The sequence below is a fragment of the Desulfovibrio sp. ZJ746 genome, assembly GCF_011039155.1.
Lineage (GTDB): Bacteria > Desulfobacterota > Desulfovibrionia > Desulfovibrionales > Desulfovibrionaceae > Desulfovibrio.
Map to the genome: position 1 here is coordinate 40510 of NZ_JAAKEK010000003.1, position 22607 is coordinate 63116.

The window sequence follows — 22607 nt, forward strand, 5'->3', positions numbered from 1 at the left end:
ACGGGCTCCGCTACCCCGCCAGCTTCGCAAGCGCCTCGCCCACGCGGCCGAGGGCGTCGGCGAGCGTGTCGTCGGCCACGGCATAGGAGAGGCGCACGCAATTGTCGTCGCCAAAGGCCGCGCCGGGCACGAGCGCCACATGCGCCTCGTCCAGCAGGTAGGAACAGAGGGCCGTGGAATCGTTGATGGCCCCGCCGTAGAGCGCGCTCACATCCACAAAGAGGTAGAAGGCGCCGTCGGGCCTGGGGCAGACGGCCCTGGGCCAGCGGGCCACGATGTCCATGGCGAGGTCGCGGCGGCGGCGGAAGGCCTCGCGCATCTCGATGACGCAGTCGTCCGGTCCTTCCAGCGCGGCCAGCGCGGCCTTTTGCGCCACGGAGCAGACATTGGAGAGGCTGTGCCCCTGGAGCATGGCCATCTTCTTGATGATTTCCGGGTGCGCGGCCAGAAAGCCCACGCGCCAGCCTGTCATGGCGTAGCTCTTGGCGAGGCCGTTGGCCACGGCCACGAGCTCGGGGCAGTGGGCGAACCATGTGATGGCGCTCGTCATCTGCGCGGGCGGATAGACAAGCTGGTCATAGATCTCGTCGGAGAGGACGAAGATATTGCGCGCCAGCGCCCAGCGCATGATCTGCATGAATTCCCGGTCGGCATAGACCGCGCCCGTGGGATTGTTGGGCGTGTTCAAGATGAGCATGCGCGTCTTTTCCGTGACCGCGTTTTCGAGCATGAGCGGCGTCACCTTGAAGCCCTGGGCCGCGCCGGCATGCACTGTCACGGGCACGCCGCCCGCCAGCCGCACCATGTCGGGATAACTCACCCAGTAGGGCGACGGGATAAGCACCTCGTCGCCGGGGTTGATGGTGGTCTGGATGAGGGTGTAGAGGCATTGCTTGCCGCCCGCGCCGATGATGATGGATTCCGGCGCCACGGGGGTCGCGTAGTGGCGCTCGAAATAGCGGCCGGCCGCGCGCCTGAGCTCCGGGATGCCGGCCACGGCCGTGTAGCGGGTGAAATTGGCGTCAATGGCGGCCTTGGCCGCTTCCTTGATGTGCCCGGGCGTGGGAAAGTCCGGCTCGCCCACGGCGAGGCTCGTCACCGCCACGCCCTGCGCCCTGAGCTCCTGCGCCCGGGTGTTGATGGCAAGGGTCAGGGAAGGCTGGATCTGGCTCAGGCGTTCGGCGATCTGCATGGCGGGCTCCTGTGGGGATGGGCGGCCAAGGCCGCGCGGATGCCGGTATTTTTAGCAGCTTCATCGGGGGGTGTAAATGCGGGATGACGCACGCGCAAGCCGCGGGCAGGCGGCGCCGCTCCTGCCGCTTGCGGCCTCGTGCCGCGTGGCGGCTTTCGTGCGGCGGGTCAAGCGCTTCAGCGTGGAGCTGGACACCGTGAACGGCCCGATCTGGGCGCACAGCAACAATTCCGGCTCCATGCTCGGGCTCACGCGGCCCGGGGCGCCGGTGCTCGTGTCGCCGGCGGCCGCTCCGGGCCGCAAGCTCCCGTATACGCAGGAGGCGGTCTGGCTCGCCGAGCGCGGCGCGCCCGGCGCAAAGGACGCTTGCGCCATGGAAGCCGCCGCGCGCGCCGGGGCGCTCCCCACGGGGCGCGGCTGCTGGGTGGGCGTCAACACCTCAACGCCCAACAGGATGCTGGAAGCGGCCTTCCGCGCGGGGCGCCTCCCCTTTGCGGCCGGCTATACCCAGCTCCGGCGCGAGGCCAAACGTGGCCAGAGCCGCCTTGACGGCCTTTTCACCGGCCCGGGCCTTGCGCCGCTGTGGGTGGAGTGCAAAAACGTGACCATGGTGGAGGACGACGCCGCCTGCTTCCCCGATGCGGCGAGCGAGCGCGGCCGCAAGCATTTGCGCGAGCTCATGGACATCGTGGCCCAGGGGGAACGCGCGGCCATGTTCTACCTCGTGCAGCGGCCCGACGGCCGCTGTTTCGCCCCGGCGGACTTCATCGACCCCGACTATGCGGCGCTTTTCGCCGAGGCTCTGGCCGCGGGCGTGGAGGTGTATCCCTTCCGCGCGGTGGTGACGCCGGCCGGCATCGACCTCGGGGGCGAGCTCCCCCTCTTGCCGCGCCTTGCCCTTGGCGCCAAAGCGGGATAGCCTGCGCTTTCTCCGCACCGGCCCCCAACCTCCCGGAAGCCGCCATGCCCGACGCCAAAAGCTCCCGCTTCATCCCCGACCACTCCCCGGAACGCCTGCGCGAGATCCAGCTCCACGGCCTGCGCTGGACACTGGCCCAGGCGCAAAAATCCCCGCAATACCGCGCCATCCTCGACGGCTGCGGCGTGGGGCCGCTGGACATCAGGAGCCTCGAGGACCTCAGGCGCCTGCCGCTCACCGACGTGGAAGACCTGCGCCGCGGCTATCCCCTGCCCCTCGTCTGCGTGCCCGAGGAAGAGATCGTGCGCATCCACGCCTCCAGCGGCACCACGGGCAAGCGCAAGATCCTCGCCTACACCAAGGCCGACACCGAGACCTTCAGCCTCCAGATGGCGCGCTGCTACGAGCTCGCCGGGCTCACCCCGGCCGACCGCATGCAGGTGGCCGTGGGTTACGGCCTGTGGACCGCGGGCGCGGGTTTCCAGCTCGGGAGCGAGCTCTTCGGCATGCTCACCGTGCCGGTGGGCCCGGGCAACCTCGAGATGCACCTCCAGCTCCTCGCCGACATGGGCGCCACCTGCTTCGGGGCCACGGCCTCCATGGCGCTCCTGCTCGCCGAGGAGGCCGAGCGCGCGGGCCTCACCAAGAAGCTCAGGCTGCGCAAGGTCATCTGCGGCGCCGAGACGCGCAGCGAGAAGATGCGCCTCGCCATCGAGGAGAAGCTGGGCCTCGAGGGGAGCTACGACATCGCGGGCATGACGGAAATGTACGGGCCGGGCACGGCCATCGACTGCGACGCGCATGACGGGCTGCACTACTGGGCGGACCTCTTCATCATCGAAGTGCTCGACCCGCGGACCCTCGAGCCCGTGCCCGAAGGCGAGGTGGGGGAAATGGTGGTGACGAGCCTCCGCAAGGAGGCCGTGCCGCTCATCCGCTACCGCACGCACGACCTGACGCGGCTCATCCCCGGCGAATGCGCCTGCGGGCTTGCCATGCCGAGGCATGACCGCATCCTCGGCCGCTCGGACGACATGATCATCTATCGCGGGGTGAACATCTACCCCGGGCAGATCATGGATGTCATCGGGGAATTCCCCGAGCTCGGCGGCGAGTACCAGGTCGAGCTCACGCGCGATGAACGCGGCGTCGACCACCTCGCGCTCACCGTGGAGCGGGCCGGCGACGCCACTGCCGGCGGCGACGCGGCGCTGGCCGAGGCCGTGGCCGCGCGCCTGCGCAGCCGCATCCTCGCGCGCATGGACGTGAAAGTGGCGGATTATGCCAGCCTGCCGCGCACCTTCAGCAAGTCCAAGCGCGTGCTGGACAGGCGCTACGGGAGCTAGCGGCAGGGGGGTTTTCGCGGTGCGGGGCATCATGCCCCCCAGCCGAGCAACCATGGGTGGGCCATGTCCTCTTCGTCATTCGCGCTCTACTGGCCGCTGGCGCTCGTCGTTTTCGCCAACGTCCTCTACAATCTCTCGGCCAAGTCCGTCCCCCGGGGGTGTTCGCCGTGGACGGTGCTGGTGGTCACCTATCTCACGGCCTCCTTCCTGTCCTTCGTCTCGTATTTCCTGTTTGAAAAGGACAGGGATTTTCTCGCTTCGCTCGCGCACACGAACTGGACAGGCTTTGTGCTCGGCCTCTCCATGGTGGGCCTCGAAGTGGGCTATATCTTTATATACAGGACGGGCTGGAAGATCAGCGTGGCCTCGCTGCTCGTGAACGTGCTGCTCGCCGTGCTCCTGCTCTTCATCGGGCTCGTTTTCTACCGGGAGCACCTGAATATGCGCCAGCTCGCGGGAATCTGCCTCTGCCTGCTCGGGAGCTTCCTCATCATGCAGGAGTAGCGGCGGCGGGCGTCCCGCCTGATTGCCTCCTCCACCTCCCCGCTCCCCACCCACGCCTGCGCCCGCAATGGCGGGTGCTTCCTCGGGCTTTGCCATTAATCCCGGCTTAAGAGTGCATTAAGATTTTATGGCCTTCAGCAGAGCGCGCGGCCTGTGCTAACCTGCGGGAAAATTTCCCGTGGCGGCGCTCGCTCCGCGCGCGGCCGTCCCCGCAAAGGAAAGGATCGGCCATGAAGCTCCCTGCTGCGTTCATCTCCCTCATGTGTTCCGGGCTGGCCCTCACCCTGGCCGCGTGCGACAGCGCGGGCCCGGCGCCAGCTGGCGCACCCACTGTGGTCTATAGCCGCCTGACGCCGGAAAGGGTGGAGCTCACCCGGGAATTTCCCGGGCGCGTGACGGCGCGCCGCATGGCGGAAGTCCGGCCGCAGGTGGGCGGCATCCTGCGCCAAAGGCTGTTTGAGGAGGGGGAGGAAGTCGTCAGGGGGCAGCCGCTCTACAAAATCGACGAGGCGCCTTTCCTCGCCGCCTACAAGGAAGCGACCGCGAGGCTGGCCCGGGCCGAATCGCGGGAGGAGGCCGCCCGCAAGCACATGGAGCGCTGCATCCTGCTCGCGCAAAAGCACGCCGTGCGCCTCAAGGAGCGCGACGACGCCATTGCCGCCTACAGGGAGGTGGAGGCCGAAATAGCGGCAAGCAGGGAGCTTGTGGAAAAGGCCGCCATCGAGCTTGGCTACGCCACCGTGCGAGCGCCGTTTTCCGGGGTCATCGGCAGGTCGCTCGTCAAAGAGGGCGCGCTGCTCGCAGAAAATCAGGCTGAGCCGCTTGCCGTCATCACCCAGCTTGACCCGGTCTATGTGGATGTAGCGGTCTCCGCCGCGGACAGGGCCGTGCTTCAGGAGGCGGCGCGCACGGATAGCCCCGGTGAGGCCGCAAAAACCCTTGCGCGCATCCTGCCTGAAGCCGGGGCGGCGCCTGTGGCACCCGGCGGCAAAACGCTCACCGGGGAACTGCTCTTTTCCGAGGCGGAGGTGGATGAGGCGACCGGCACTGTCATAACGCGCGTCCGCTGCTACAACCCGCAGCGGCTGCTCCTGCCCGGCATGTTTGTGCGGGCGCGCCTGCCCCTGGGCACGCTGGAGGAGGCCCTTGTGATCCCCCAGCGCAGCGTCGCCCGGGATACCCGCAACCGCCCCGTGGTCTTTGTGCTGGTGCCGGAACAGGAGGGCCTCTTCCGCCTTGAGGAGCGCCATGTGGATCTGCAAACGGCCCATGAGGGGAAGTGGCTGGTCACGGGCGGCCTCAAGGCGGGGGAGCTGCTGCTTGTGGAGGGCCTGCACAACGCGCGGCACGGGCGTCTCGTAAGGGGGGAACCCCGCAAAGGAGCCGGAGGCTAGCATGGATATTTCGAGTTTCTTCATCCGGCGCCCCATCGTGGCCTGGGTGGGCGCCATCCTCGTGATGCTCGCGGGCGGCCTCGCCTTCTGGCGCCTCCCGGTGGCGCAATTTCCCGAAATTGCCCTGCCGCAGGTCATCGTCACGGCCTCCTGGCCCGGGGCCTCGGCCAAGACCATGGAGGACACCGTCACCCAGGTCATCGAGCAGCAGATCAGCGGCATCGACGGGCTGCTCTACATGGAATCCACCAGCGACGCCATGGGCACGGCCAGCCTCGCCTTTACCTTTGCGCACGGCACGGATGTGGACATCGCCCAGGTGCAGATCCAGAACAAGGTGCAGCTGGCGCTGCCCATGCTGCCCGAACAGGTACAGCGGCTCGGGGTGCGCGTGACCAAGTCCTCGGCGGGCATCCTGATGATCATGGCCCTCATTTCCACGGCGAACCTCGATTCCGCGGACCTCGCCGACTATCTCGCCACGCATTTGCAGGAGCCCCTGAGCCGGGTGCCCGGCGTGGGCCAGGTGACGACGGTCACGACCCAGTTCGCCATGCGCATCTGGCTCGACCCCCTGCGCATGGCGCACTACAGGCTCAACCCGTCGGATGTGGCGGCCGCCGTGCGCCAGCAGAACGCCCAGGGCACGGCGGGCCAGACGGCAGCGTATCCCGTCGCGGGCAGCCAGGAAATCAATGTCATGGTCAACGCCTCGTCACGGCTCAGGACCGTGGAGGAATTTGAAAATATCCTCCTGAGAAGCGGCAGCGACGGCCAGGCCCTGCGGCTCAGGGACGTGGCCCGGGTGGAGCTTGGTGCGGAACGGGAGGGCCGGGTCATCCGCATCAACGGGCACAACGCCGCCTCGCTCATCTTCGGGCTGGCCCCGGGGGCCAACGCCCTCGCGACCGCAGGCCGCATCCGCGCGAAACTTGAGGAACTGGCGGCCTTCTTCCCCGCGGGCATGAGCTATGTCATCACCTATGACACCACCCCCTTCGTGGAAATTTCCATCCACGAGGTCTACAAGACCCTTCTTGAAGCCATCGTCCTTGTCTGCGGGGTGATCTTTCTCTTTCTGCAAAACGTGCGCGCCACGCTCATTCCCGTGCTTGCCATCCCGGTGGTCCTGCTCGGCACTTTCGCGGTGCTGGCCGCCGCGGGCTTCAGCATCAACACCCTCACCATGTTCGGCATCGTGCTCGCCATCGGCCTTTTGGTGGATGACGCCATCGTGGTGGTGGAAAATGTGGAGCGCCTGATGGATGCGCAGGGGCTTTCCCCCTTCGACGCCACCGTGGCCTCCATGCGCGAGATCGGCGGCGCACTCGTGGGCGTGGCGCTGGTCATTGGCTCCATTTTTACGCCCATGGCCTTCATGGCCGGCTCGGCAGGCATCATCTACCGCCAGTTTTCTCTCACCATCGTTTCCGCCATGCTGCTTTCGGCCCTGGTGGCCCTGACCTTCACGCCCTCCCTGTGCGCCTCGTTCCTGCGTCCCGGGGGCCGACCTGGCAGGGCTTTCGCCTGGTTCAACCGCCAGTTCGGAAAACTGACCCTCGGCTATGCCCGCGGCGTGCGGGCCGCGCTGAAACGGCAATGGCCTGTCTGGGCGGCCTATGGCACGGGAATGCTCGCCACGGTGTATCTTTTTGCCGCGCTGCCCACGTCCTTCGTGCCCGACGAGGACCAGGGGGCTTTTTATGGCATGGTGCAACTGCCGCCCACAGCTTCCATGGAGCGCACGGAAGCCCTGCTCGCCGACATCCGCGACCATATCCTGACCCACGAAAAAGCCACGGTGAAAAATGTCCTCACCGTGGCGGGCTATTCGTTTTTCGGCGCGGGCCAGAATGTGGGGCAGCTCTATATCGTCCTTCGGGACTGGAACGAACGCCAGGCACCCGAGGCGCAGGTGGGCGCCATCCTCGGGCGCCTGCGCGAACGCTTTGCGGACACGCCGCAAGGCAGTGTCGTGTTCTTCCGTCCCGCGACCATCCGCGAAATGGCCAATTCGGCGGGCTTTGAATTTGAGCTCATGGACATGGACGGCCGTGGGCACGAGGCGCTGATGGCCGCGCGCGATGCCCTGCTCGAAAGCGCCAGGGCGCGGGACGACCTGTTCAATGTCCGCGGCGGCGGCCTTGAGGATGTTTTCCAGTATGACATCAGGGTGGATGTGGAAAAGGCCATGGCGCACGGGCTGGACAAGGGCACGGTGGACGATGCCGTGGCGGCCTATTGGGGCTCGGCCTATATCAACGATTTTTCCGACCGTGGCCGGACCAAGCGCGTCTATATGCAGGCCGACGCCCCCTTCCGCATGTCCATCGGGGACATGGCGCACTATCGCCTGCGCAATGCCGACGGGGAGATGGCGCCGCTTTCCGTTTTCGCGAGCATTGACGAGAGCCGGGGCTCGCCGCGCCTGGAGCGCTATCAGGGTGTTCCCGCCGTCAAGATCCTCGGCGAAGCCGCCCCGGGCAAAAGCAGTGGCAACGCCATGGACGCCATGCAGGAACTGGCCACGGAGCTGCCCGACGGCTTCGGCACCTCCTGGACGGGCATCTCGCTGCAAGAGCGCGAATCCGGCTCCTCCACGGCCCTGCTCTATGCCATCTCCCTTGTGGCTGTCTTTCTTTGCCTTGCCGCCCTGTATGAAAGCTGGAGCATCCCCTTTGCGGTGCTGCTCTGCATGCCCTGCGGCCTTCTGGGCGCGGCCTGCGCCATCTGGCTCGCCGGCATGAGCAACGGCATCTATTTCCAGATCGGCGTCATCGCCATCATGGGCCTTACCGCAAAAAACTCCATCCTGATTATTGTGTTCGCGCGGGAACTGCTGGCGGCGGGCAGGAATGTGCGCCAGGCACTGATGCTGGCGGTGCGCAGGCGCTTCCGGCCCATCGTCATGACCTCGCTCGCCTTCGTGCTCGGCGTCACCCCGCTGGCCCTCAATTCGGGGGCGGGCTCGGGCGCGCAAAACCTGGTGGGGGTGACCGTCGTTTTCGGCGTGCTGTCAGCGACGGTTTTCGGGCTCTTTCTCACGCCGCTGTTCTTCCTCGGCGTCCACAGCCTGGCGCACAAGATCAAAAACCGCAAAAGAAGGGCCGCAACAGCCCAAAACTGACAGTTGCGACCCGGCAGGTGCTTTTGCCCGGCGAAAGGCCCTTACTGGCCGCCCTCGGCGGGCGCATGGTCGCCGGCGAGGCCGCGCTCGCGGATGAGGGCAGCGGCGCGCTTGGCGAGCGTGCCCACCTCGGGCTTGGAGATCTGGCCGTCCGCGCCCACGCTGACGCCCTTGTGGCGGAGTTTTTCGGTGATCAGCGAGGAGAAGAGCAGCACCGGCAACTGCTTGAGGATGGAGTCGTTCTTGATGCGGCTCGTCAGGTTGAGGCCGTCCATCATGGGCATCTCGATGTCCGAGACCACCACCTGCACGAAGTCGCTCAAGGGCCGGCCTTCCTCCTCCACGCGGCGGCGGAAACTGGTGAGGCAGTCCCAGGCCTCGCGGCCGTTGGTGGTGACGATGACCTTGAAGCCCGCGCGCTCGAGCAGGTCGCGCTGCATCTCGCGCACCAGCGCGGAATCGTCCGCCACCAGGGCGCGGTAGCCCGTGGTGCCGTCCCAGTCGTCGCCGAGGTCGTCGAGCCGGAGGCTGAGCTTGGGGTTGAGGTTGGCGACCACCTTCTCAAGGTCGAGCAGGAAGATGATGCGCCCCTCGAGCTTGACCACGCCCACGATGGTGTTGCTCGACACCGCGGCCATGTAGGGATTGGGCTGGTCCACCTGTTCCCAGCTGATGCGGTGGATGCGGTTCACGCCCGAGACCATGAAGGCCGTGGTCACGTTGTTGAACTCGGTGACGATGGTCTTGGGCTCTTCGGTGCGCGCGGCTGGCGTCTTGCCGAGCCAGAGGGTGAGGTCGACCAGCGGGATGATGCGCGAGCGAAGGTTGAAGGCGCCGAGCACGCTCTCGTGCTGCACCTCGGGCAGCTCCGTGACCTTGGGCATGCGGATGATCTCCAGCACCTTGGCCACGTTGACGCCGTAATAGCCGCGATAGCTGGCGGCCTGGTCCGCGCCCACGGCCTGCGCCGTGAGGCCCTCCAGCAGCGCGTCCCCGGGCCCAAGCGTCTCGTCCAGGTAAAATTCCACCATTTCCAGCTCATTGGTGCCGGATTCCAGCAGAATATTGGTGATCTCGGCCATGCTGCCTCCGTCCCGTGCTCCCGGGGCGCCCGCTAAAAGGCTAGAGCGACGCCAGCCATTCCTCGGCCGCGTCAATAAGGCTTTTCGGCGTGGATGCGCCAGCCGTTAGACCTGCGCGGGATTTTGTCGCAAATCTTTTGGCGGAAAGCTCCCCGGCGTGCTCCACATGGAAGGTCTCCACCCCGGCCTGCGCCGCCAGCGCGGCGAGGCGGCGCGTGTTGCCGCTCTCCCGGCCGCCCACCACCACCATCACGTCCACCCGGCCCGCGATCTCGCGCGCCTCTTCCTGCCGCTCGCGCGTGGCCCCGCAGATGGTGTTCAGCACCGTGAGCCCGGGAAGGCGCCCGCGAAGCCAGGCCTCGATGGCCGCGAAGGCGTCGCGGTCCTGCGTGGTCTGCGAGGCGAGCACATGGGGTTCGCCGGGCGAGAGGGAGAGCGCCATGAGCTCGTCGAGGCTGCCGAAGACCCGCGCCTCGCCGGCCGCGTAGGAAACGAGGCCCCGCACCTCGGGGTGCTCCGCCTCGCCGAAGAGCAGGAGGGAGGCCCCGTCCCGCGTGGCGCGGGCGATGGCAAGCTGCGCGCCCTTGACGCGCGGGCAGGTGGCGTCCTCCACGCTGGCGCCGCTCGCGCGCACGCGCGCCTCCTCCTCCCGGGGGAGGCCGTGGGCGCGGATGAGCACATGGTCGCCGGCCCCGAGCTCGTCCGCGCTCGCCACGCAGGCCACGCCGCGGCCCGCGAAATGCTCGAGCACCTGCGGATTATGGATGATGGGCCCCAAGGTGCAGATGCGCTTCGGGGCCGGCGCGTCCGCGCCTTGCCTTGCCAGCGCGTTTTCGAGGTTTTGCAGGGCGAGGCTCACGCCCATGCAGAAGCCGGCGGTTTTTGCGCGAAGAACGTCCATGCGGGGCTCCGGGCTCGGGTGGCAGGGATGGTCAGGAAAGGCCCTCGCCGTCGAGAAATTCGTCCAGCGCCGTTTCCAGATCCTGCCAATCAGTACAGCGGCACAGGCGTTGGCGCAAGACCCGCACCCCGGGCAAAAACCGCACATAGCGCGGCACCAGCGAGCGCATCTTCCAGAGCGCGCCGTCACCCCCCGCATGCTCGCGCGCGAGCCGCACATGCAGGCGGATCATGGCGCGCAGGGACGCCGCCTCGGGCTGCGCCGGCGCCTCCCCGCGCAGGAGGGCGAGATGCGCGCCGAAGACGGCCGGGTCATGCAGGGCGCCGCGCGCGTACATGAGGCCCGTGGCCCCGGTCTCGGCGAGGCAGCGGATGCCGTCCTCCGCGCTCAAAAGGTCGCCGCTCGCCAGGAGCGGGATGGAGAGGCGCTGCGCGAGGCGCGCGATGGCCTCCCAGTCGGCGCTGCCGCCAAAGCCCTGCCGGGCCGTGCGCGGGTGCAGGGTGAGCCACGCGGCGCCGGCGTCCTCGAGGCGCAGGGCGAGGTCCGGCATGACGAGGCGGTCGCGGTCGAGTCCGAGGCGCAGCTTGAAGCCCACGCGCCCCGGGGTCGCCCGGATCATGGCCCGGGCGCAGGCGAGCGCCCGTTCAAGGTCGCCCAGAAGGGCCGCGCCCGAGCCCTGGCGCATCACCTTGGGCACCGAGCAGCCCATGTTGCAGTCGAACCAGGCATAGCCGGCCCTGCGCAGGGTGAGCACGGCCTCGGCCAGCACTTCCGGCTCGGCCCCGAAAAGCTGGACCACGAGGGGCTGATCCTCGGGCAGGCTCATGAGCAGTTCGCCGGTGCCCGGGCTTTTGTAGATAAGGCCCTTGGCGCTGACCATCTCGGTCACGCAGACGGCCGCGCCGTAGTGGCGGCAGAGGAGGCGGAAGGGAAGGTCGCTGTAGCCGGCGAGCGGCGCGAGCCACGGGGCGTCGGCCGCGAAAGGGAGCGGCGAGGCGGCGCCGGCCGGGGCGGCGGGCAAAAAAAAGCGTTTACGCATGGCCGGCCCGAGCATAGCAGCGGGGGGGCCAAGACGCCACGGCTTTTTTGCCGCCCCTTCCGCGCTGGCGTCCTTTTTTTGACCATAGAGGGAACAGCGGGAAAAAACCTGTTAATAACCTCCTTGCATCATAGCATTTTTCAGGATGGCAAGAAAATTGCTGCGTCTTCGGTGTCCCCAGCAGCGCCGGGCCGGAAGGCCCCGCATCAGGCGGTGACGTTTCACCGCAACCTGTGATAAAAGGAAGGCACCATGCAACGCCGCAAGACCCTTGTCCTCAGTTCGCTCTGCCTCGCGGGCGCGGGGAGCGCCCTGCTCCTCGGCCTGTTGTCGGGCTTCGCGCCGCGGGGCGAGGGCTTCGAGATCCGGCGGCGGGCCAGCGCCCAGGTGGTGAGCCTCCAGGCGCAGGATATGCCCGCGCCCATCTTCCAGGCGGGCGACGGCAGGCATGTGTGGGCCGTGCGCCGGCCCGTGCGGGACGCGGACTCCGGCCCCGGCGAGGCTACCCTCGCCGCCGCGCGGACGGTGTGCGACATGCTCGCGCAGCGCCGCAACGGGGAATTCATCAGCTTCGAGCCCGAGGGCATCCGCCTGAGCATGGCCTCCGCCGCGCCGCTCTTCGGCTTCGAGGGTGAAGGCGCCCGGGGCGCGGACGACGCCGCCCTCGCGCCGCTGGTGGCCCTTGACGGCGCCTCGGCGCCGCAGCTCCTCGCGGTGGAGCCCTTCCGCGCCAGCGACGCCCTGGACATGGAGGGGCGCCCCCTGCGCTGGCAGGATACCGGCGGCCTCATGGCGGCCTACCGGCCCCTGCCCCCGGCATCCGCCCGCGTGACGGCCCCCGCCGTACCCTCCGTGCTGACCGCGCCCGCGACGCCCTCGCCCCGGGCCTTCGCCTCCGGCGAGGCCTCGGCCAAGGCCCACCGCTACCAGGAGCTGGTGGAAAACTTCGCGCGCCGCTACAACCTCAACACCGCGCTCATCTACGCCATCATCCACAGCGAGAGCGACTTTTCCCCCACCCTCGTGAGCGGCAAGTCGGCCATGGGGCTCATGCAGCTTCTGCCGAGCACGGCCAGCGGCGAGGTGCACCGCTTCCTCTACGGGCGGCGCGGCGACATCGGCTTCGACGACCTGCGCGTGCCCGAGATCAACATCCGCTACGGCACGGCCTATCTCCACATCCTGCTCACCCGCTATTTCCAGAACGTGACCGACCCCCTTTCGCGCGAGTACTGCACTGTCGCGGCCTACAACATGGGGCCCAACCGCTTCCTGCGCCTCTATGGCGCGACGAGCGAGGAGGCCGTGGCGCGCATCAACGCCATGAGCCCGGACGAGCTTTACGAAGACCTCACGCGGCGGCTGCCCGTGCGCGAGACCCGCGCCTATGTGGCCAAGGTGCGGCGCATGAAGCACCACTACGCCGCGCAGCTCGACCTGCCGGCGAAGCTCAACTGAATCCCCGGGCGCCCCCTAAAAGGCGCCCTTTTCTTTTTCCTCCCGCCGGGTTAGCCTGCCCCATCGCGCATGCACGAGGGGGATGGCGCCATGAAGAGTTCCGGGCTTCTCGCGCTCGCCTGCGGCACCTTTGCCCTGGGCGTGGCCGAATTTTCCATGATGGGCATCCTCTCGCCGCTGGCCCATGACATGGATGTCACCATCCCCCAGGCCGGGGACTTCATCTCCGCATACGCCCTCGGCGTGAGCCTCGGCGCGCCGCTCCCGCTTTTTTTCCGCAAGCATCCGCTCAAGCACATCCTGCTCGGCCTCTGCTGCCTCATCGTGCTCGGCAACGGCCTTGCCGCCCTGGCGCCCGGCTATGTGAGCCTCATCTGCGCGCGCTTTCTCGCCGGGCTGCCCCACGGCGCCTATTTCGGCGTCGGCGCCATCGTGGCCGTGCAGCTCGTGCCGCCGGGCTACAAGGCCACGGCCGTGGCCATCATGGTGACGGGCATGACCGTGGCCAACGTGCTCGGCGTGCCGGCCGTAACGTGGCTCACCAATGTCTTTTCCTGGCGGCTCACCTTCGTGCTCGCGGCCCTGTGGGGCGCCATCGCCTTCGCGGGCATCCTCGGCTGCGTGCCGGCCGCCCCGGCGCCCAAGGAGCAGAGCCTGAGGCGGCAGGTGCGCTTCCTCAGGTGGCCCGCGCCGTGGCTCATCTTCGCGGCCACCTTTCTCGGCCAGGGCAGCGTCTATTGCTGGTACAGCTACATGGAGCCCATCCTGCAGCAGGTGACGCGCATCCCCGCCGACGACATGAAGTGGGTCATGGTGCTGGCGGGCCTCGGCATGTTCACTGGCGGCCTCCTCTGCGGGCGCCTCGCCGACCGCTTCCGGCCGGCGCTGGTCTCGGCCTGCACGGCCATGAGCATCGTGCCCATTTTGCTCGGCATCTACTTTTGCAGCGCCTGGGCGCCCGTGGCCGTGCCCCTGGTCTTTCTGGGCACGGCCGCGCTCTTCGGGCTGGGCGGCCCCATGCAGTACCTCATCGTGCGCTATTCGCGCGGCGGCGAGATATTGGGCGGCGCGGGCATCCAGATCGCCTTCAACATGTCCAACGCCTGTTCGGCCTATCTTGGGGGCGAGCTCATCCGCCACGGCTATGGCCTGCTTTCGCCGGCGCTGCTCGGCGTGCCCATGGCCCTTGTCTGCGCCGGGGTGCTCGTCTGGTTCTGGCGGCGCTATCCGGGCAATCCCGGGGATTAAAGGGCGCGGGCGAAAAAAATGTGCGCCCCGGCCTTCCCCACGCGCAAATTTGACTGTTCAATCAATCAATTTTGTGCTAGGGGTTTCCGCATTCCCTTGGCCCATTCCCCCGGCCCACTCCCCGGGATGTTGGCCGGCCGCGCCCGCGCCGGCGGGCTTGAGCTGGACGCTAGGGGGCAAATGGGCTATGCTTTGGCAAAATTTCAGGCACAACCGGCCGCCACGGCGGCGGGCGAAGGAAATTGCCGGCCGCTCCGCAGTGGGGCGCCCGGGGAAGGTTTCGGCAAACCAGCGGCGCGCGAGCGCCAAGGAGGACTCAAGATGGCGAAAATGAAAACCATGGACGGCAATAACGCCACCGCGCATATTGCCTACGCGCTGTCGGAAACGGCGGCCATCTATCCCATCACGCCTTCCTCGGTCATGGGCGAGGTCATGGACGAGCTGGCCGCCCACGGGCAGGTCAACGTCCTCGGCGAGAAGGTCACGGTGCGCGAGATGCAGTCCGAGGCGGGCGCGGCCGGCGCGGTGCACGGCATGCTCGCCGGCGGCAGCCTGACCTCCACCTACACGGCCTCGCAGGGCCTTCTGCTCATGATCCCGAACATGTACAAGATCGCCGGCGAGCTGCTCCCCGGCGTCTTCCATGTGTCGGCGCGCGCGCTCGCGAGCCACGCGCTCTCCATCTTCGGCGACCACCAGGATGTCATGGCCTGCCGCCAGACCGGCTTCAACTTCCTCTGCTCCGCCTCGGTGCAGGAGTGCATGGACCTCGCTCTCGTGGCGCATCTCTCGGCCATTGATTCCAGCCTGCCCTTCTGCCACTTCTTTGACGGCTTCCGCACCTCGCACGAAGTGCAGAAGATCGAGGTCATCGACTACAAGGACATCCCGGGCCTCGTGAACTGGGACAAGGTGGCCGAGTTCCGCGCCGCGGCCATGAACCCCGAGCACCCGAGCATCCGCGGCACCGCGCAGAACCCGGACATCTATTTCCAGAACTGCGAGGCCTGCAACCTCTATTATGACGCCGTGCCCGCCATCGTGGCCGAGAACATGAAGAAGGTGGAGTCCATCACCGGGCGCCGCTACCACCTCTTCGACTATGTGGGCCACCCCGAGGCCGACCGCGTGATCATCAGCATGGGTTCGTCCTGTGAGGTCATCGAGGAGACGGTCAACTACCTCAACGAGAAGCTGGGCGAGCGCGTGGGCCTTGTGAAAGTGCGCCTGTTCCGGCCCTTCTCCGCCGAGCACCTCATGCGCGCCATCCCGGCCAGCGTCACCTGCCTCACCGTGCTCGACCGCACCAAGGAGCGCGGCGCCCAGGGCGAGCCGCTCTACCAGGACGTGTGCACCGCCTTCCTCGAAAAGGGCGAGGCCCCGACCATCGTGGGCGGCCGCTACGGCTTGGGCTCCAAGGACTTCACGCCCGGCATGGCCAAGGCCGTGTTCGACAACATGAAGTCGCTCCAGCCCAAGAACCACTTTACCGTGGGCATCACCGACGACGTGACCCACCTTTCGCTGGAAGTGGACGAGGAGCTGGACACCGTGGCCGCCGGCACCGTGCAGTGCAAGTTCTTCGGCTTCGGCTCCGACGGCACCGTGGGCGCCAACAAGCAGGCCGTGAAGATCATCGGCGACAACACGGACCTCTACGCCCAGGCCTATTTCGCCTATGACTCCAAGAAGTCCGGCGGCCTCACGGTCTCGCACCTGCGCTTCGGCAAGAAGCCCATCACCGCCGCCTACCTCATCACCCAGGCCGACTACATCGCCTGCCACAAGCAGGCCTATGTCACCGAGTACGACCTGCTCGAGGGCATCAAGGACGGCGCGACCTTCGTTCTCAACTCCAACTGGACCCTCGAGGACATGGAAAAGCAGCTTCCCGCGGCCATGAAGCGCAAGATCGCCCGCAAGAAGCTCAAGTTCTACAACATCGACGCCGTGAAGGTGGCGCAGGAAGTGGGCCTCGGCGGCAGGATCAACATGATCATGCAGACGGTCTTCTTCAAGCTCGCCAACGTCATCCCCTTCGAGCAGGCCGTGGACCTGCTCAAGGCCTCCATCAAGAAGACCTACGGCCTCAAGGGCGACAAGGTCGTCAACATGAACATCGCCGCCGTGGAGAAGAGCGCCGCGGCCCTCGAGGAGATCAAGTATCCCGAGTCCTGGGCCGACACCACCGAGGGCGCCGTTGTCACGCATCCGCATGACGACGAATACGTCCGCGACATCGTGCGGCCCATCCTGGCCCAGCAGGGCGACAAGCTGCCCGTCTCCGCCATGGACCCGGCGGGCTTCATGCCCGTGGGCACGGCGGCCTGCGAAAAGCGCGGCGTGGCCATCAAGATCCCCGAATGGCAGGTGGGCAACTGCATCCAGTGCTTCCAGTGCTCCTTCGTGTGCCCGCACGCGGCCATCCGGCCCATCCTCGCCACCGAGGAGGAGCTCAAGGACGCGCCCGCGACCTTCGTCACCAAGGACGCCATCGGCAAGGATCTCAAGGGCCTCAAGCTGCGCATCCAGGTCTACCCCGAGGACTGCCTCGGCTGCGGCTCCTGCGCCAATGTGTGCCCTGCCAAGGAGAAGGCCCTCGTCATGGAGCCGCTGGCCACCCAGCTCGCCGCGCAGAAAGCCAACCTCGAGTTTGCGGAAGAGCACGTTTCCCTCAAGGACGACATCCTGCCGCGCGACACGGTGAAGGGCTCGCAGCTCCAGCAGCCCCTGCAGGAGTTCTCGGGCGCCTGCGGCGGCTGCGGCGAGACGCCGTATGTCAAGGTGCTCACCCAGCTCTTCGGCGAGCGGATGCTCGTGGCCAACGCCACGGGCTGCTCCTCCATCTGGGGCGCCTCCTCGCCGACCACGCCCTACTGCGCCAACCGCAAGGACGGCTTCGGCCCGGCCTGGGGCAACTCCCTCTTTGAGGACGCGGCCGAATACGGCTACGGCATCGAGGAGGCCTACCTCTCGCGCCGCAACCGCCTCGCCTCCATCGTCAAGGCCGCCCTCGAGGACAAGGCCGCCTCGCCCGAGCTCAAGGAAGCCCTCCAGGGCTGGCTCGACAACAAGGACGACGCCGAGGGCTCCCGCAAGTACGGCGAGATGATCATGGGCCGTCTCGACGGCTTTGACAGCCCGCTGGCCGCGGACCTCTGGGACATGGACGACCTCTACACCAAGAAGAGCGTCTGGATCTTCGGCGGCGACGGCTGGGGCTATGACATCGGCTACGGCGGCCTCGACCATGTGCTCGCCAGCGGCGCGGACATCAACGTGCTGCTCATGGACACCGAGGTGTATTCCAACACCGGCGGCCAGTCCTCCAAGGCCACGCCGCTCGGCGCGGTGGCGCAGTTCGCGGCCGCGGGCAAGCGCACCGGCAAGAAGGACCTCGGCCGCATGGCCATGACCTACGGCTATGTGTATGTGGCCTCCATCGCCATGGGCGCCGACATGCAGCAGACCCTCAAGGCCTTCCGCGAGGCCGAGGCCTACAAGGGCCCCTCGCTCATCATCGCCTACGCCCCCTGCATCAACCAGGGCCTCAAGAAGGGCATGGGCATGAGCATGCTCGAGGCCAAGACGGCCGTGCAGATCGGCTACTGGCCGCTCTATCGCTACAACCCGGACCTCGCCACCAAGGAACAGAAGAACCCCTTCCAGCTCGACAGCAAGGCGCCCACGGGCGACTTCACGGCCTTCCTGGAAGGCGAGAACCGCTATGCCTCGCTGGACAAGACCCGGCCCGAGATCTCCAAGGTGCTCAAGCAGGATCTCGCCGAGGCCTATGCCCAGCGCTACGCCCTCTACAAGCAGCTGGCCGACCTGCCCTTCCCCGGCACCTGGCCCGGCAAGGAAGAGGCGTAAGGCGAAAACTCCTGTCCCCGTTACCGGGCCCCTGCGGGGCCCGGGCGGGCAAAGCCCTTCAGGGGCGCGGCGTATGGCCGCGCCCCATGGGGGGACGCCGGCACAGCACTCCGAAAACCGGGCACGGGCGCGCGAAGCCCCGCGCAGCCGGTTTTCGCGCTTTTGCCCCGGCAGGGTGAGACCCTGGCGGGCCGGGCGGCAGGCGGCACCGGGCGCTGAAAGGCCCCGGCGCGTCCCGTCCGCAAGGAGGTTCCATGAAACACAACGCCCTGTACATCACCGCCACCGGGCCCACCACGGGCAAGAGCGCCATCGCCCTGGGCGCCATGCAGATGCTCACGCGCACCATGCGCAACGTGGCCATCTTCCGCCCCATCATCAACGAGCCGCAGCTGGACGACCGCGACCCGGACATCAACCTCATGCTCCAGCACTTCAAGCTGAACATGGACTATTCCGACACCTTCGCCTACACCCACGCCGAGGCCCGCGACATCATCAACCAGGGCTCGCGCAACCTGCTTCTGGAGAACATCATCCAGAAGTTCAAGAAAATCCTGGAACTGCACGATTTCGTGCTCTGCATCGGCACGGACTTTCTCGGGAAAGACCCGGTGTTCGAGTTCGAGCTCAACGCCGAGATCGCGGCCAACCTGGGCGCGCCTGTGATGCTCGTGACGAGCGGCGACAATGTGACGGCCAAGGACATCAGCGATTCCCTGCACCTCACCCTCGAGGCGCTGGAGCCCTACGCCATCGATATCATCGCCACCATCATCAACCGCTCGAGCCTCTCCCAGACCGAGCTGGACGAACTGCGCAAGAGCCTCGGCAAGGACGACAAGAACGCCCTCGTCTACGCCGTGCCCAACGACCCCTCGCTGGGCCGCGCCACCATGAACGACGTGAAGAAGGGCCTCGACGCCGAGGTGCTCTTCGGCGGCAACCGCCTGGACGCCCTCGTGGGCGACTACCTCGTGGCGGCCATGCACATCGACAATTTCCTCAATTATATCGAGAAAGACCAGCTCATCATCACCCCCGGCGACCGCACGGACATCCTGCTCGCGGCCATTGCCTCGCGCCTCTCCTCGGCCACGCCGGACATCGCGGGCGTGCTGCTCACGGGCGGGCTCGAGCCCCCGGCCTCGGTGCGCAAGCTCATCGAGGGCTGGAGCGGCGCGCCGCTGCCCATCCTGCTCACCAAGGCGCACACCTACCGCACCATCACGGCCCTGCAGGAGATCTACGGCCTCATCGAGCCGGACGACACCCGCAAGATCAACACCGTGCTCGGCCTCTACGAGCACCACGTCAACGGCAAGGAGATCGCCAACCGCCTGCTCTCCGGCCAGCGCAGCGGCCGCATGACGCCCATGATGTTCGAGTTCGAGCTCATCGAGCGCGCCAAGAGCGACAAGATGCGCATCGTGCTCGCCGAGGGGCTGGACGAGCGCATCCTGCGCGCCACGGACATCCTGCTCCGCCGCGAGGTGGCCGACATCACCCTCTTGGGCGACATCGACGCCATCCACGCGAAAGCTCGCTCCCTGGGCCTCGACGTGGCCGGGGCGCGCCTCATCGACCCGGTGAAGGCCGCGGATTTCGACAAGTACGCCGAGACCTACTACGAGCTGCGCAAGGCCAAGGGCATCACGCCCGAGCAGGCGCGCGACATCATGAGCGACGCCACCTATTACGCCACCATGATGGTCAAGCTCGACGACGCGGACGGCATGGTCTCCGGCGCGGTGAACACCACGGCGCACACCATCCGCCCGGCCTTTGAGTTCATCAAGACGAGGCCCGGCTTCTCGGTGGTCTCGTCCGTGTTCCTCATGTGCCTCAAGGACCGCGTGCTCGTGTTCGGCGACTGCGCGGTGAACCCCAACCCCACGGCGCAGCAGCTCGCCGAGATCGCCATCGCCTCGGCGCATACGGCCAAGGTGTTCGGCATCGACCCGCGCGTGGCCATGCTCTCCTACTCCACGGGCACGTCCGGCAAGGGCGCGGACGTGGACGTGGTGGTGGAAGCCACCAAGATCGCCAAGGAAATGGCCCCGGACCTCGCGCTCGAGGGCCCGCTCCAGTATGACGCGGCCATCGACCCCATCGTCGCCAGGACCAAGATGCCCGACAGCCAGGTGGCCGGCCGGGCGACCGTGTTCATCTTCCCGGACCTCAACACCGGCAACAACACCTACAAGGCCGTGCAGCGGGCCGCGCAGGCCATCGCCATCGGCCCGGTGCTCCAGGGCCTCAACAAGCCGGTCAACGACCTCTCGCGCGGCTGCACGGTGCCCGACATCGTGAACACGGTGGCCATCACGGCCGTGCAGGCGGCAGCGGACAAGAAGAACGCCAAGAAATAAGCAAAAACGCGCAACAACCATCTTCCGGCCGGGCATGGGGCCCGGCCGGGGCCGCATGTGGCGGACACGTCAAAGGGAGTGAGGGATGAAAGTTCTGGTCATCAACGCTGGCTCTTCCTCGTGCAAGTACCAGCTTCTGGAAATGGACACCAAGACCGTGCTCTGCTCCGGCATCGCCGAGCGCATCGGCCAGCAGAACGGCCGCCTGACGCACAAGATCGCGCCTGGCACCGACCGTGAGAATAAGATCATCCGCGACGAGGACTTCCCCACCCATGTGGAGGCCATGGAGCTCGTCATCGCGCTCCTCACCGACCCGGATGTGGGCGTCATCAAGGACAAGGGCGAGATCCACGCCATCGGCCACCGCGTGCTCCACGGCGGCGAGGCCATCACCCAGCCCGTGCTCGTGGACCGGCACGTCAAGGATGTCATCAAGGAGTGCTTCCTGCTCGGGCCCCTGCACAACCCGGCCAACCTCATGGGCATCGAGGTGGCGGAAAAGCTCTTCCCGGGCGTGCCCAATGTGGCGGTGTTCGACACGGCCTTCGGCATGGGCATGCCGCCGGACGCCTACATGTACGCGCTCCCCTATGAGTATTACGAGGAGCTCCAGCTCCGCCGCTACGGCTTCCACGGCACCTCGCACAAGTACATCGCGCGCAAGACGGCCGAATACCTCGGCAAGCCGCTGGACGAGCTCAATTCCGTCACCATGCACCTTGGCAACGGCTCGTCCATGACCTGCGTGAAGCACGGCAAGTGCTATGACACGAGCATGGGCCTGACGCCGCTGGAAGGCCTCATCATGGGCACGCGCTGCGGCAGCATCGACCCGGCCATCGTGCCCTTCCTGCAGGAGAAAAAGGGCTACACCGCGCCGGAAGTGGACACCATCATGAACAAGAAGTCGGGCCTCCTGGGCATCTGCGGCTTCACGGACATGCGCGATGTCCACGCGGAAATCGAGAAGGGCAACGAGCGCGCCAGGCTGGCGCTGGAAATGCTCGTGCGCAGCATCCGCAAGATGCTCGGCGCCTATATCTTCCTTTTGGACGGCAAGCCGGACGCCATCGTGTTCACGGCCGGCATCGGCGAGAACGACCCCATCGTGCGCGAAAAGGTGTGCGAAAACCTCGAGAGCGTGGGCATCAGGCTGGACGCCAAGGAAAACGACACCCGCAAGCCCGGCGCCCGCACCATCTCCGCGCCGGACAGCCGCATCCGCGTCTTGGTGATCCCCACCGACGAGGAGCTGGAAATCGCCGAAGCGACCGTGAAGGTGGTGGAAAAGAGATAGAACTCTTCGAGACAAGTTCAGATATGAAGGCGGCTCCCTCAGGGAGCCGCCTTTTTATGGATTCTCAGTTTTTTTGGGGTAGTGTGTCGGGAGCCACTCGGCAACATCCCTGACACTGTCCCAGGAAAAAGGCATATCGGCGATTTTTTGTCCAAGGTAGGCACTATGGCAATAGAGGCCCCCTACAGGTTGATATCGCAAATACGGACTGGCGTATTCCGAAAAAAAGCCCACAATGGGATTGCTCACCCCGGCCTCAATGCACCTGAAGCCCATTTTTTCGGAAAACAGCACTTTCAATGCCTCTTCGCTGAACTGGAAAAAATGCCAGGGACGTTCATGGCTTGAATACGAATAATGGGTTTCTATGAACACATAGCCGCCGACTTTGAGGAGTTTTGCAATTTCCTGCGCGGCTATCCACGGCATCGCGAGGTGTTCAAAAACAGCCAGAGAAAGGATCAGGTCAAATTTCTTCGTAAAGTAGGAAGAGAGCATGTGTGCGTCGCCAACCACATCGACACCCACCCCGGGATAAATATCAAAACCCGTATAGTTTGCTTGAGGGAAAACCGCTCTTTGACCCCCGCCGAAGATGACGCTGCGTGAGCCAATCTCGAGGATATCGACCCCCGGTTTGTTGCATAGCGCCTGCAATGCCGGTTGCCATTTGTTATGTTCTATCTTGTTTGCGACTGTTACATCATGGGCGAGGAGGGCCGGAGACCATTGTTTTATGCATACTTCAAGGGGAGTCTTGGGCACATCTTGTACAGGTTTCCGGGCACGCTTCTCTGCCAGCGCCTTCACCCTGTCCCGTAAACTCTTCATCTTCTCCCCCTGCAATGC

At 66.5% G+C, this 22607-nt stretch carries 15 protein-coding genes; 10 read left to right on the forward strand and 5 right to left on the reverse strand.

Annotation, left to right across the window (positions count from 1 at the left end):
* Positions 1-10: 10 nt before the first annotated feature.
* Complete coding sequence (locus G7Y54_RS06205) at positions 11-1192, reverse strand: pyridoxal phosphate-dependent aminotransferase (protein ID WP_165078429.1); 1182 nt, start codon at positions 1190-1192, stop codon at positions 11-13.
* A gap of 76 nt (positions 1193-1268) precedes the next feature.
* Between G7Y54_RS06205 and sfsA the strand changes: the two genes are divergently transcribed.
* The 5 genes from sfsA (at position 1269) to G7Y54_RS06230 (ending at position 8482) form a co-directional block, all read left to right on the forward strand.
* Complete coding sequence (gene sfsA / locus G7Y54_RS06210) at positions 1269-2111, forward strand: DNA/RNA nuclease SfsA (protein WP_165078430.1); 843 nt, start codon at positions 1269-1271, stop codon at positions 2109-2111.
* Between the two features lie 44 nt (positions 2112-2155).
* Complete coding sequence (locus G7Y54_RS06215) at positions 2156-3457, forward strand: phenylacetate--CoA ligase (RefSeq protein ID WP_165078431.1); 1302 nt, start codon at positions 2156-2158, stop codon at positions 3455-3457.
* Between the two features lie 63 nt (positions 3458-3520).
* Complete coding sequence (locus G7Y54_RS06220) at positions 3521-3961, forward strand: EamA family transporter (RefSeq protein WP_165078432.1); 441 nt, start codon at positions 3521-3523, stop codon at positions 3959-3961.
* A gap of 230 nt (positions 3962-4191) precedes the next feature.
* A complete protein-coding gene (locus G7Y54_RS06225; protein WP_165078433.1) occupies positions 4192-5355 on the forward strand; it encodes an efflux RND transporter periplasmic adaptor subunit in 1164 nt (387 codons plus the stop codon).
* Position 5356: 1 nt separating this feature from the next.
* Positions 5357-8482: an efflux RND transporter permease subunit gene (locus G7Y54_RS06230; protein ID WP_277424351.1), complete on the forward strand. Its 3126-nt coding sequence runs from the start codon at positions 5357-5359 to the stop codon at positions 8480-8482.
* A 41-nt stretch (positions 8483-8523) separates the two neighbouring features.
* Here G7Y54_RS06230 and G7Y54_RS06235 read toward each other — a convergent pair whose 3' ends face one another.
* Genes G7Y54_RS06235 through G7Y54_RS06245 form a run of 3 tightly spaced genes read right to left on the reverse strand, consistent with a single transcriptional unit; the run spans position 8524 to position 11504 of the window.
* Positions 8524-9564, reverse strand: a complete 1041-nt coding sequence (locus G7Y54_RS06235; protein WP_165078434.1) for a chemotaxis protein — start codon at positions 9562-9564, stop codon at positions 8524-8526.
* A gap of 40 nt (positions 9565-9604) precedes the next feature.
* Positions 9605-10465, reverse strand: a complete 861-nt coding sequence (gene ispH, locus G7Y54_RS06240) for a 4-hydroxy-3-methylbut-2-enyl diphosphate reductase (protein WP_165078435.1) — start codon at positions 10463-10465, stop codon at positions 9605-9607.
* A 31-nt stretch (positions 10466-10496) separates the two neighbouring features.
* The gene (locus G7Y54_RS06245; RefSeq protein ID WP_165078436.1) at positions 10497-11504 is read right to left on the reverse strand and encodes a tRNA-dihydrouridine synthase family protein; all 1008 of its coding nucleotides are present in this window, start codon (positions 11502-11504) and stop codon (positions 10497-10499) included.
* Positions 11505-11756: 252 nt separating this feature from the next.
* Here G7Y54_RS06245 and G7Y54_RS06250 point away from each other — a divergent pair, with 252 nt between their 5' ends.
* The 5 genes from G7Y54_RS06250 (at position 11757) to G7Y54_RS06270 (ending at position 21758) form a co-directional block, all read left to right on the forward strand.
* Positions 11757-12962, forward strand: coding sequence for a transglycosylase SLT domain-containing protein (locus G7Y54_RS06250; protein ID WP_165078437.1), 1206 nt, complete (start codon positions 11757-11759; stop codon positions 12960-12962).
* A gap of 90 nt (positions 12963-13052) precedes the next feature.
* Positions 13053-14210, forward strand: a complete 1158-nt coding sequence (locus G7Y54_RS06255) for an MFS transporter (protein WP_165078438.1) — start codon at positions 13053-13055, stop codon at positions 14208-14210.
* A 321-nt stretch (positions 14211-14531) separates the two neighbouring features.
* Positions 14532-18086, forward strand: a complete 3555-nt coding sequence (nifJ, locus tag G7Y54_RS06260; protein ID WP_165078439.1) for a pyruvate:ferredoxin (flavodoxin) oxidoreductase — start codon at positions 14532-14534, stop codon at positions 18084-18086.
* Between the two features lie 254 nt (positions 18087-18340).
* Entirely contained in the window at positions 18341-20458 is a 2118-nt protein-coding gene (pta, locus tag G7Y54_RS06265; RefSeq protein WP_165078440.1) for a phosphate acetyltransferase, read from the forward strand.
* A gap of 85 nt (positions 20459-20543) precedes the next feature.
* The gene (locus G7Y54_RS06270; protein ID WP_165078441.1) at positions 20544-21758 is read left to right on the forward strand and encodes an acetate kinase; all 1215 of its coding nucleotides are present in this window, start codon (positions 20544-20546) and stop codon (positions 21756-21758) included.
* A gap of 54 nt (positions 21759-21812) precedes the next feature.
* On the opposite strand, the gene G7Y54_RS06275 is transcribed toward G7Y54_RS06270, so the two are convergent.
* Positions 21813-22589 carry a class I SAM-dependent methyltransferase gene (locus G7Y54_RS06275; RefSeq protein ID WP_165078442.1) on the reverse strand — a complete coding sequence of 259 codons (777 nt, stop codon included), beginning with the start codon at positions 22587-22589 and terminating at the stop codon, positions 21813-21815.
* Between the last annotated feature and the right edge of the window lie 18 nt (positions 22590-22607).

What these genes read in the sequence shown, in the direction of transcription:
- G7Y54_RS06205 (WP_165078429.1), bottom strand. Translation starts at nt 1,192, where the DNA reads ATGCAGATCGCCGAACGCCTGAGCCAGATCCAGCCTTCCCTGACCCTT.
- sfsA (WP_165078430.1), top strand. Translation starts at nt 1,269, where the DNA reads ATGCGGGATGACGCACGCGCAAGCCGCGGGCAGGCGGCGCCGCTCCTG.
- G7Y54_RS06215 (WP_165078431.1), top strand. Translation starts at nt 2,156, where the DNA reads ATGCCCGACGCCAAAAGCTCCCGCTTCATCCCCGACCACTCCCCGGAA.
- G7Y54_RS06220 (WP_165078432.1), top strand. Translation starts at nt 3,521, where the DNA reads ATGTCCTCTTCGTCATTCGCGCTCTACTGGCCGCTGGCGCTCGTCGTT.
- G7Y54_RS06225 (WP_165078433.1), top strand. Translation starts at nt 4,192, where the DNA reads ATGAAGCTCCCTGCTGCGTTCATCTCCCTCATGTGTTCCGGGCTGGCC.
- G7Y54_RS06230 (WP_277424351.1), top strand. Translation starts at nt 5,357, where the DNA reads ATGGATATTTCGAGTTTCTTCATCCGGCGCCCCATCGTGGCCTGGGTG.
- G7Y54_RS06235 (WP_165078434.1), bottom strand. Translation starts at nt 9,564, where the DNA reads ATGGCCGAGATCACCAATATTCTGCTGGAATCCGGCACCAATGAGCTG.
- ispH (WP_165078435.1), bottom strand. Translation starts at nt 10,465, where the DNA reads ATGGACGTTCTTCGCGCAAAAACCGCCGGCTTCTGCATGGGCGTGAGC.
- G7Y54_RS06245 (WP_165078436.1), bottom strand. Translation starts at nt 11,504, where the DNA reads ATGCGTAAACGCTTTTTTTTGCCCGCCGCCCCGGCCGGCGCCGCCTCG.
- G7Y54_RS06250 (WP_165078437.1), top strand. Translation starts at nt 11,757, where the DNA reads ATGCAACGCCGCAAGACCCTTGTCCTCAGTTCGCTCTGCCTCGCGGGC.
- G7Y54_RS06255 (WP_165078438.1), top strand. Translation starts at nt 13,053, where the DNA reads ATGAAGAGTTCCGGGCTTCTCGCGCTCGCCTGCGGCACCTTTGCCCTG.
- nifJ (WP_165078439.1), top strand. Translation starts at nt 14,532, where the DNA reads ATGGCGAAAATGAAAACCATGGACGGCAATAACGCCACCGCGCATATT.
- pta (WP_165078440.1), top strand. Translation starts at nt 18,341, where the DNA reads ATGAAACACAACGCCCTGTACATCACCGCCACCGGGCCCACCACGGGC.
- G7Y54_RS06270 (WP_165078441.1), top strand. Translation starts at nt 20,544, where the DNA reads ATGAAAGTTCTGGTCATCAACGCTGGCTCTTCCTCGTGCAAGTACCAG.
- G7Y54_RS06275 (WP_165078442.1), bottom strand. Translation starts at nt 22,589, where the DNA reads ATGAAGAGTTTACGGGACAGGGTGAAGGCGCTGGCAGAGAAGCGTGCC.